The sequence below is a fragment of the Microcella sp. genome (genome assembly GCF_030645145.1).
Classification (GTDB): Bacteria; Actinomycetota; Actinomycetes; order Actinomycetales; family Microbacteriaceae; genus Microcella.
The window spans coordinates 1-9,626 of the sequence record NZ_JAUSMI010000107.1 but is presented as its reverse complement, the minus strand read 5'-3'; the positions used below and the strand labels follow the sequence as shown (position 1 = coordinate 9,626).

Sequence of the window (9,626 nt, the reverse complement as noted above, 5' to 3'; positions counted from 1 at the left end):
CTTCGACGACACGACGACGACGGTCTCCGCGAGGCGATGCTCGACGACGCCCCGCACCTGGCGGGGGTCGGTCGAGTCGAGGACGACGAGAAGGGCCCCGAGCGTGCGGGTGATGACCTCTGGGGCGAGCGACGAGCCGCCCATGCCGCACAGCACGACGCGCGTGACGCCGCGATCCACGAGCTCGTCGCGCAGCGCCAGGACCTCGGGCACCAGCGGGCGCGAGACCGACACGGCCTGCGTCCACCCGAGCCGCTTGCCAGCCTCCTCCTCCGCGGCGTCGCCCCACAGCGAGGCATCGCCTGCGGTGATCCGGCTCGCGACGAGCTGCTCCACGAGCACGGGGACGTGCCGCGCGATCGCCTCCGCGGCGGGGCCGCGGGCTCCGATCGTCGCCGTCATCGAGCGGCCTCGAGCGCGGCCGTGACGGTGTCCAGGAGCTCGTTCCAGCTCACGATGAACTTCTCGACGCCCTCCTTCTCGAGCAGCGCGGTCACCTCGGCGATCGAGATGCCGAGGCCCTCGAGCGCCGCGAGGACCTCGCGGGCCCCGTCGTACGAGCCGGTCACGGCGTCGCCCGCGATGACGCCATGGTCGAAGGTCGCCTCGAGGGTCTTCTCCGGCATCGTGTTGACGGTCGAGCCGACGGCGAGCTCCGTGACGTAGAGCGTGTCGGGCAGGGCCGGGTCCTTGACGCCGGTCGAGGCCCACAGCGGGCGCTGGACGTTCGCGCCGGCGCTGATGAGCTCCTGGGCCCGCGCGCTCGCGAACTCCTGCTCGAACAGCTCGTAGGCCAGGCGCGCGTTCGCGATGCCCGCCTTGCTCTTGAGCGCGAGCGCCTCGGGACTGCCGATCGCCGTGAGGCGCTTGTCGATCTCGGTGTCCACGCGCGAGACGAAGAACGAGGCGACGGAGTGGATCGTCGCGAGGTCGATCCCGGCATCGCGGGCCTTCTCGAGGCCGGCGAGGTACGCCTCGATGACCTCGCGGTAGCGCTCGAGGCTGAAGATGAGGGTCACGTTGACGCTGATGCCGGCGCCGATGGTCTCGGTGATGGCCTCGAGGCCCTCGCGCGTCGCGGGGATCTTGATCATCGCGTTCGGGCGGTCGACCTTGGCCCACAGCTGACGGGCCTGCTCGATCGTGCCCGCGGCGTCGTGCGCGAGGCCGGGCTCGACCTCGATCGAGACGCGGCCGTCCTGGCCCGCGGTGCTCGCGTAGATCGGGGCGAAGATGTCGCACGCCGACGCGACGTCGTCCGTCGTGATCTCGAAGACGGCGTCGGTGACGTCGACGCCCGCGGCCGCGAGGTCGCGCACCTGCGCGTCGTAGGTCGTGCCCGTCGCGAGCGCCGCGGCGAAGATCGTCGGGTTGGTGGTGACCCCGACGACGTCGCGGTTCTCGATGAGCGACGCGAGCGCGCCGGAATTGATGCGGTCGCGCGACAGGTCATCGAGCCAGATGCTGACTCCGAGGGCGCTCAGCTGGGCGGTGGGGGTGGAGCTCATGGTGTCCTCTTTTGTCTCGTGCCCGGGGCGGTTCAGGCGGCGGGCGGCGGAGCCGGTGGTGGCGGGGGAGGGGGACGGTCGTCTAGGAGGCGATCGATTCGAGAGCGGCGGCCACGGCGGCCTCCGCCGTGATGCCGAACTCGCGGAACAGCGTCTGGTAGTCGGCGGAGGCGCCGAAGTGCTCGATCGACACCGCGCGGCCGCGCGAGCCGAGGTAGCGGTGCCACGAGAGCGCGACGCCGGCCTCGATCGAGACGCGCGCCGTGACGCCGCTCGGCAGCACCGACTCGCGGTACTCCGCGCTCTGCTCCTCGAACCACTCCAGGCACGGGGCGGAGACGACGCGGGCGTGGACGCCCTGCGCGGCGAGCTGCTCGCGCGCGGCGAGAGCGACCTGCACCTCGGAGCCCGTCGCGATGAGGATGACGTCGGGCGAGCCGTTCAGGGCCTCGGCGAGCACGTAGGCGCCACGGGCGACATGGTGGGCGGCGGCCAGGACGTCGCCGGAGGCGGCGTCATCCCCCCGCTCGAAGACCGGGATGTTCTGGCGGGTGAGCGCGATGCCCGTGGGGCGGTCGTTGCGCTCGAGGATGGTCTTCCAGGCCCAGGCTGTCTCGTTCGCGTCGGCCGGACGCACGATGTCGAGGCCCGGGATGGCGCGCAGCGAGGCGAGCTGCTCGATCGGCTGGTGCGTCGGGCCGTCCTCGCCGAGGGCGACCGAGTCATGCGTCCAGACGTAGGTGACGGGCACGCGCATGAGGGCGGCGAGGCGCACGGCGGGGCGCATGTAGTCGCTGAAGATCAGGAACGTTCCGCCGAAGACCCGCGTGCGGCCGTGCAGGGCGATCCCGTTGAGGATCGCGCCCATCGCGTGCTCGCGGATCCCGAAGTGGAGGATGCGGCCGTAGGGGTTCGCCTGCCACTCGTGCGTCGAGTGCTCCGAGGGCGCGAACGAGCCGCCGTTCGCGATCGTCGTGAGGTTCGACTCAGCGAGGTCGGCCGAGCCGCCCCAGAACTCGGGGAGGACGGCGGCGATGGCGTTGATGACCTTGCCGCTCGCGGCGCGGGTCGACACGCTCGTGCCGCCCTCGAAGACGGGGAGCGCGGCGTCGAGGCCCTCGGGCAGCTCGCCCGCGAGCATCCGGTCGAGCAGCGCCTTGCGGTCGGGGTTCGCGGCGGCCCAGTCGTCGAAGCGCTCCTGCCAGGCGGCGTGGCGCTCGGCCCCGCGGGCGACGGCGCCGCGCGTGCGCGCGATGACCTCGTCCGCGACGACGAACGACTGCTCGGGGTCGAACCCCATGAGGGTCTTCGTCGCGGCGAGCTCCTCGGCGCCGAGGGCCGAGCCGTGGATCTTGCCGGTGTTCTGCTTCGTCGGCGCCGGCCAGCCGATGATCGTGCGGAGGATGATGATGCTCGGCTTCGTCGACTCGGCCTTCGCGGCCTCGATCGCGGCGTGCAGCGCGTGGAGGTCCTCGACGTACTCGCCCGTCTTCTTCCAGTCGACGGTCTGCACGTGCCAGCCGTACGCGCCGTAGCGCGCCGCGACGTCCTCGGTGAAGGCGATGTCGGTGTCGTCCTCGATCGAGATCTGGTTCGAGTCGTAGATGACGACGAGGTTGCCGAGCTGCTGGTGACCGGCGAGCGAGCCGGCCTCGCTCGTCACGCCCTCCTGGAGGTCGCCGTCGCCGGCGATCACGTAGACGTGGTGGTCGAAGGGGCTCTCGCCGGCCGGGGTCTCGGGGTCGAGGAGGCCGCGCTCGAAGCGGGCGGCGTAGGCGAAGCCGACGGCGGAGGCGAGGCCCTGGCCGAGCGGCCCCGTCGTGATCTCGACGCCGTCGGTGTGGCCGTACTCGGGGTGACCGGGGGTCTTCGAGCCCCACGTGCGCAGCGCCTTCAGGTCGTCGAGCTCGAGGCCGTAGCCGCCCAGGTAGAGCTGCACGTACTGCGTGAGCGAGCTGTGCCCGGCGGAGAGGATGAAGCGGTCGCGGCCGAGCCAGTTCGGGTCGGCGGGGTCGTGCTCCATGACCTTCTGGTGCAGGAGGTACGCCACGGGGGCGAGGCTCATGGCCGTGCCCGGATGCCCGTTCCCCACCTTCTCGACGGCATCGGCCGCCAGGAGTCGTGCGGTGTCCACCGCGGCGGAGTCGATCTCGTCCCAGTTCAGGTCGGTCATTCGGGGGTACAGCCCTTTCTCGAATCGAGCCCGGTGGTGGTCGGGCGAAAGACTCTTGCCCAGATCACCGTTGATCGAGACCGCGGCCTGCTCGGGCGCCCGAGCGCGAGGCGATCGGGATGCCCCCGTTTCGAGAGACGGACGTGGCGGCGGACAAGCCCCTCCAGTATAAGAGTCCGCTGGGAGGAGGGGTGCCCCGGCGCCCGGCGGAGGCTCGGGACGGCTCGCGTAGACTGGCCGAGCACGCCGTACGAAGAGGAGTCATGGACACAGCGCTGGATCAGCCCGACGTCGCCCGGCGCCCGACCCTCCGTCGCACCCTCGTCGCCTACGTGGCGCTCATGAAGCTCCGCGTCGTCGAACTGCTGCTCGTGACGACCGCGCCCGTCATGGTCCTCGCGCAGAACGGCCTCCCCGACGCCTGGCTCGTCGTCGCGACCCTCATCGGCGGCACGCTCTCGGCCGGCTCGGCGAACGCCTTCAACATGTACCTCGATCGCGACATCGACCGCCTCATGAACCGGACGCGCAACCGCCCGCTCGTCACGGGCGAGCTCACCGACCGGCAGGCGCTCGTCTTCGCCTACGTCTCCGGAGCGGTCTCGATCGTCTGGCTCGGCGTCTTCGCGAACTGGCTCGCGGCCTCGCTCTCGCTCGCCGCGATCCTCTTCTACGTCATCCTCTACACGATGGTGCTCAAGCGCCGCACCGAGCAGAACATCATCTGGGGCGGCATCGCCGGCTGCTTCCCCGTCCTCATCGGCTGGAGCGCCGTGACGGGCTCGCTCGACTGGGCCCCCGTGATCCTCTTCCTCGTCGTCTTCCTCTGGACGCCGCCGCACTACTGGCCGCTCTCGATGCGCTACCGCGACGACTACGCCTCGGCCTCGGTGCCGATGCTCGCGGTCGTCCGCGGCGGCACGGTCGTGGGCGTGCAGATCATCCTCTACGCGTGGGCGACGGTCGCGATGTCGCTCATCCTCATCCCCGTGGCGGGCATGGGCGTCGTCTACACGCTCGCCGCCCTCGGCGCGGGCGCGTGGTTCATCATCGAGAGCCACCGCCTGTACGGGCGCCTCCTGCGCGACGAGACGCCCGCGCCCATGCGGGTGTTCCACTCGAGCATCAGCTATCTGACGCTGCTGTTCGTCGCGGTCGGAATCGACCCGCTCCTGCCGTTCTAGCGGGGCGGATGCCCGCTAGACGCTGACGGCGTCGCGCGCGCTGGGCGCGCCCTCCGCGGCGATCGCGGCGCGGGGTGCCCGCAGGCTCAGCAGCACGAGCGTCATGACCGCGACGAGCACGCACGCGAGCACCATGTGCACCCCGACGAGGATGACCGGCAGCCCGAGGCGCGCCTGGGCGAGGCCGACGCCGATCTGGACGAGCTCGACGGCGACGAGGGCGAGCGAGGCGCGCTGAAAGAGCGCGGGGCCGGTGCGGCGCGCGACGATCACCAGGAGCACGGCGCCCGCGAACGAGGCGTAGGCCGGCCACGAGTGGACGTGCTGCCAGAGCTCGGAGTCGAGACCGTTGCGGGCCGCGCCGCCGTCGCCCGCGTGCGGACCCGAGCCCGTGACGACGATGCCGACGAGCACGGTAATCCACACGACGACCGCCGTGCCGATCGCGAGCGGCCGCACGGCCCGGGGGAGCGGCTCGAGCGCACCCGCCGGGCCGCGGTAGACCCGGACGACCAGAACGGTCGCGAGAGCCACGAGCACGGCCGAGACGACGAAGTGGAAACCGACGATCCACGGGTTGAGGTCGGTGAGAACCGTGATGCCGCCGATGATCGCCTGCGCGGGGATCCCGAGGCCGAGCGCGATCGACAGGCGCAGGAGCTCGGGGCGCTCGCGGCGCATCCGCACCACGAAGGCGAACGCGACGATCGCGATGATGACGAGCACGAACGTCAGGAGGCGGTTGCCGAACTCGACGATGCCGTGGATGCCCATCTCGGGCGTCGCGACGAACGAGTCGGCGGTGCAGCGCGGCCACGTCGGGCACCCGAGGCCCGAGCCCGTGAGGCGCACGGCGCCGCCCGTGCCGACGATGAGCGTCTGGCTCACGAGCGAGGCCCACGCGATGACCCGCACGCGGCGGTCGACCGTCGTCGGGAGCCACTGCCACAGTCTCGACTGCCACAGACGATTCACGGCTCGCATCCTCCGATTCCCGGTGAGGCCCTGTAGAATCATGGAGCTCACCATCAGTGTCGATCACGGGCGTCGATGCGGCGCAGAATCGCCGGTCGGCCCGTGTGGCCAGTCTAGTTCTGGCTCCTTGAGCATCAGCCCCCAGCCCACCCCAGCGTGCGGTCCGGGGGAATGCGTCGACATCGCGACCGGTTGGGTTCGGCAAGAGAGAGGAACAGCATGTCCGACGTGCTCATCGACCGACCCGAGCTGGAGGGCCTGGGGCAGTACGAGTTCGGCTGGGCCGACTCCGACACCGCGGGCGCCACCGCTCGCCGCGGAATCTCCGCCGAGGTCGTCACCGACATCTCGAACCTGAAGAGCGAGCCCGAATGGATGCTCAAGCGGCGTCTTCGCGGCTACGACCTCTTCGGCAAGAAGCCCATGCCGCTGTGGGGCGCCGACCTGTCGGGCATCGACTTCGACAACATCAAGTACTTCGTGCGCTCGACCGAGAAGCAGGCGACCTCGTGGGAGGAGCTGCCCGACGACATCAAGGCCACGTACGAGAAGCTCGGCATCCCCGAGGCCGAGCGCCAGCGCCTCGTCGCGGGCGTCGCCGCCCAGTACGAGTCCGAGGTCGTCTACCACCAGATCCGCGAGGACCTCGAGGCCCAGGGCGTCATCTTCATGGACACCGACACGGCGCTCAAGGAGCACCCGGAGTTCTTCGAGGAGTACTTCGGCACGGTCATCCCCGCCGGCGACAACAAGTTCGCCGCGCTCAACACGGCCGTCTGGTCGGGCGGGTCGTTCGTCTACGTGCCCCCGGGTGTCCACGTCGAGATCCCGCTCCAGGCCTACTTCCGCATCAACACGGAGAACATGGGCCAGTTCGAGCGGACGCTCATCATCGCCGACGAGGGCTCGTACGTTCACTACATCGAGGGCTGCACCGCCCCGATCTACAAGAGCGACTCGCTCCACTCGGCCGTCGTCGAGATCATCGTGAAGAAGAACGCGCGCGTTCGCTACACGACGATCCAGAACTGGTCGAACAACGTCTACAACCTCGTCACCAAGCGCGCCGTGGCGCACGAGGGCGCGACGATGGAGTGGATCGACGGCAACATCGGCTCGAAGGTCACGATGAAGTACCCGTCGATCTTCCTGATGGGCGAGCACGCCAAGGGCGAGACCCTCTCGGTCGCCTTCGCGGGCCCCGGTCAGCACCAGGACGCCGGCGCGAAGATGATCCACATGGCGCCGTACACGACGTCGTCGATCGTCTCGAAGTCGATCGCGCGCGGCGGCGGTCGCGCGGGCTACCGCGGCGAGGTGCGAGTGGACGCGAACGCGCACCACTCGGCGAACACCGTGCGCTGCGACGCGCTCCTCGTCGACACGATCTCGCGCTCCGACACCTACCCGGCGATCGACATCCGCGTCGACGACGTGCAGCTCGGCCACGAGGCCACGGTCTCGCGCGTGAGCGAGGAGCAGCTGTTCTACCTGCAGTCGCGCGGGCTCCCGGAGGACGAAGCCATGGCGATGATCGTGCGCGGGTTCATCGAGCCCATCGCGCGCGAGCTTCCCATGGAGTACGCACTCGAACTCAACAAGCTCATCGAGATGAGCATGGAAGGCAGCGTCGGCTAGGAATGAGCTCCACCATCGAGACTGAGAAGCCCGATACCGATCAGAAGCAGGTCCCCGGCGCCGGCGCCCACTCGCACGGAGCGGACGACGTTCCCGTGCAGACCCGCTCCGAGCGCTTCGCGTCGGCTCTGCACGACGACTTCCCCGAGGTCACCGGGCGCGAGCTCGAATGGCGCCTCACGCCCGTCGAGAAGGTCCGCGACCTCATCGACGGCGAGCTCGACGGCGGCCGGTTCCCGGCCGTCGTGAGCGAGGCCGCCGGCGTCACGACCGAGTGGATCGGCCGCGACGACGCCCGCGTCGGCTCCGCCGGCCTCGCCGAGGAGCGCGCCGCGGCGAACGCCTGGTCGAGCTTCCGGGAGGCCCTCGCGGTCACCCTGACCGCCGAGGAGTTCACCGAGGTGGTCATCGATCGCACCGGTGCCGACCGCGCCCCGCGCGCCGCCCACACGATCCTCACCGCGGGCCCGAACGCGCGGGGGATCATCGTCATCGACAATCGCGGCAGCGCCCGCCTGAGCGAGAACGTCGAGATCGTCGTCGGCGACGGCGCCCACCTCACCGTCGTGAGCCTGCAGGAGTGGGACGACGAGAGCGTCCACCTGTCGAGCCAGTTCGCGCGCATCGGGCGCGACGCCGTGCTCAAGCACGTCGTCGTCTCGCTCGGCGGCTCCGTCGTCCGCGTGAACCCCTCGGCGCACCTCGCCGAGCAGGGCGCGACGGGCGAGCTCCTGGGCCTGTACTTCTCCGACGCCGGCCAGCACCTCGAGCAGCGCGTCTACGTGCACCACGACGCGCCGAACACCGTCAGCCGTGTGACCTACAAGGGCGCGCTGAACGGCGAGGGCGCCCGCACCGTGTGGGTGGGGGATGTCCTCATCGGCCGGACCGCCCCCGGCACCGACTCCTACGAGCAGAACCGCAACCTCGTGCTGAGCGACGGCACGCGCGCCGACTCGATCCCGAACCTCGAGATCGAGACGGGCGACATCGCCGGCGCCGGTCACGCGAGTGCGACGGGCCGCTTCGACGACGAGCAGCTGTTCTACCTGCGCTCGCGCGGAATCTCCGAGCAGGAGGCGCGTCGCCTCGTCGTGCTCGGCTTCCTGCTCGAGGTCGTCCAGAAGATCGGCCAGCCCGAGCTCGAGTCGCGCCTCCTGGCGGCGATCGAGGCCGAGCTCGCCGCCGTGGCGGTGGTGTGAGCATGACCGCGACGCGCGTCTGCGCCGACGCCGAGCTCGCTCCCGCGACGGCGATGAAGGTCGTCATCGACGGCAAGCCCATCGCCGTCGTGAAGGACTCCGCGGGCGCGGTCCACGCGCTCGGCGACACCTGCACCCACGGCGACATCTCGCTGAGCGAGGGCTTCGTCGAGGACGACAGCCTGGAGTGCTGGGCGCACGGCTCGAAGTTCGAGCTCGCGACCGGCAAGCCGAAGAACTTCCCGGCCTACGAGCCGGTCCCCGTCTACGCGGTCACGGTCGAGAACGGCGAGATCTTCGTCGACGCCGACCAGACCCTCACCACGTAAGGAAGACACAGACATGGCAACCCTCGAGATCCGCGATCTCCACGTCAGCATCGAGACCGACCAGGGCGTCAAGCAGATCCTGCGCGGCGTCGACCTGACCATCAACCAGGGCGAGATTCACGCCATCATGGGCCCCAACGGCTCGGGCAAGTCCACGCTCGCGTACACGATCGCCGGCCACCCCCGGTACACCGTCGACTCGGGCTCGATCACGCTCGACGGCGAGAACGTGCTCGAGATGAGCATCGACGAGCGCGCCAAGGCGGGCCTGTTCCTCGCCATGCAGTACCCCGTCGAGATCCCCGGCGTGACGGTGTCGAACTTCCTCCGCACCGCGAAGACCGCGATCGACGGCGAGGCGCCTGCGCTCCGCGGCTGGATCAAGGAGCTCCGCGGCTCGATGGAGGCCATGCGCATGGACACCTCGTTCGCCGAGCGCAACGTCAACGAGGGCTTCTCGGGCGGCGAGAAGAAGCGTCACGAGATCGTGCAGCTCGAGCTGCTCAAGCCGAAGATCGCCGTCCTCGACGAGACCGACTCGGGTCTCGACGTCGACGCCCTGCGGGTCGTGTCGGAGGGCGTCAACCGGGTCCGCGAGACCGGCGACACCGGCGTGC

Annotated in this window: 8 protein-coding genes and 1 pseudogene; 5 read left to right on the top strand and 4 right to left on the bottom strand. The window is 70.3% G+C overall.

The window, feature by feature from the left end; translation table 11 throughout:
* The 3 genes and pseudogenes from Q7T15_RS07550 to tkt form a co-directional block, all read right to left on the bottom strand.
* Nucleotides 1–402 (bottom strand): annotated as a pseudogene (locus tag Q7T15_RS07550) (glucose-6-phosphate isomerase); the annotation flags it as partial.
* A complete protein-coding gene (gene tal, locus Q7T15_RS07545) occupies nucleotides 399–1,508 on the bottom strand; it encodes a transaldolase (RefSeq protein WP_304694896.1) in 1,110 nt (369 codons plus the stop codon). The gene tal and the pseudogene Q7T15_RS07550, both read right to left, overlap by 4 nt.
* An 82-nt stretch (nucleotides 1,509–1,590) precedes the next feature.
* Entirely contained in the window at nucleotides 1,591–3,681 is a 2,091-nt protein-coding gene (gene tkt / locus Q7T15_RS07540) for a transketolase (protein ID WP_304694894.1), read from the bottom strand.
* A 263-nt stretch (nucleotides 3,682–3,944) separates the two neighbouring features.
* Between tkt and Q7T15_RS07535 the strand changes: the two genes are divergently transcribed.
* Nucleotides 3,945–4,865, top strand: coding sequence for a heme o synthase (locus Q7T15_RS07535; RefSeq protein WP_304694892.1), 921 nt, complete (start codon nucleotides 3,945–3,947; stop codon nucleotides 4,863–4,865).
* 15 nt (nucleotides 4,866–4,880) lie between these two features.
* Here Q7T15_RS07535 and Q7T15_RS07530 read toward each other — a convergent pair whose 3' ends face one another.
* Nucleotides 4,881–5,849 (bottom strand): heme A synthase, encoded by a 969-nt coding sequence (locus tag Q7T15_RS07530; protein ID WP_304694890.1) that lies wholly within the window; start codon nucleotides 5,847–5,849, stop codon nucleotides 4,881–4,883.
* Between the two features lie 210 nt (nucleotides 5,850–6,059).
* Here Q7T15_RS07530 and sufB point away from each other — a divergent pair, with 210 nt between their 5' ends.
* The 4 genes from sufB to sufC all read left to right on the top strand — a co-directional run.
* A complete protein-coding gene (sufB, locus tag Q7T15_RS07525) occupies nucleotides 6,060–7,478 on the top strand; it encodes a Fe-S cluster assembly protein SufB (protein WP_304694888.1) in 1,419 nt (472 codons plus the stop codon).
* Nucleotides 7,479–7,480: 2 nt separating this feature from the next.
* Nucleotides 7,481–8,680 (top strand): Fe-S cluster assembly protein SufD, encoded by a 1,200-nt coding sequence (gene sufD / locus Q7T15_RS07520; RefSeq protein ID WP_304694886.1) that lies wholly within the window; start codon nucleotides 7,481–7,483, stop codon nucleotides 8,678–8,680.
* A gap of 2 nt (nucleotides 8,681–8,682) precedes the next feature.
* Nucleotides 8,683–9,009: a non-heme iron oxygenase ferredoxin subunit gene (locus Q7T15_RS07515; RefSeq protein WP_304694884.1), complete on the top strand. Its 327-nt coding sequence runs from the start codon at nucleotides 8,683–8,685 to the stop codon at nucleotides 9,007–9,009.
* A 13-nt stretch (nucleotides 9,010–9,022) separates the two neighbouring features.
* On the top strand, nucleotides 9,023–9,626 hold a 604-nt coding region (sufC, locus tag Q7T15_RS07510), incomplete at its 3' end, for a Fe-S cluster assembly ATPase SufC (RefSeq protein ID WP_304694882.1).

What these genes read in the sequence shown, in the direction of transcription:
- tal (WP_304694896.1), bottom strand. Translation starts at nt 1,508, where the DNA reads ATGAGCTCCACCCCCACCGCCCAGCTGAGCGCCCTCGGAGTCAGCATC.
- tkt (WP_304694894.1), bottom strand. Translation starts at nt 3,681, where the DNA reads ATGACCGACCTGAACTGGGACGAGATCGACTCCGCCGCGGTGGACACC.
- Q7T15_RS07535 (WP_304694892.1), top strand. Translation starts at nt 3,945, where the DNA reads ATGGACACAGCGCTGGATCAGCCCGACGTCGCCCGGCGCCCGACCCTC.
- Q7T15_RS07530 (WP_304694890.1), bottom strand. Translation starts at nt 5,849, where the DNA reads ATGCGAGCCGTGAATCGTCTGTGGCAGTCGAGACTGTGGCAGTGGCTC.
- sufB (WP_304694888.1), top strand. Translation starts at nt 6,060, where the DNA reads ATGTCCGACGTGCTCATCGACCGACCCGAGCTGGAGGGCCTGGGGCAG.
- sufD (WP_304694886.1), top strand. Translation starts at nt 7,481, where the DNA reads ATGAGCTCCACCATCGAGACTGAGAAGCCCGATACCGATCAGAAGCAG.
- Q7T15_RS07515 (WP_304694884.1), top strand. Translation starts at nt 8,683, where the DNA reads ATGACCGCGACGCGCGTCTGCGCCGACGCCGAGCTCGCTCCCGCGACG.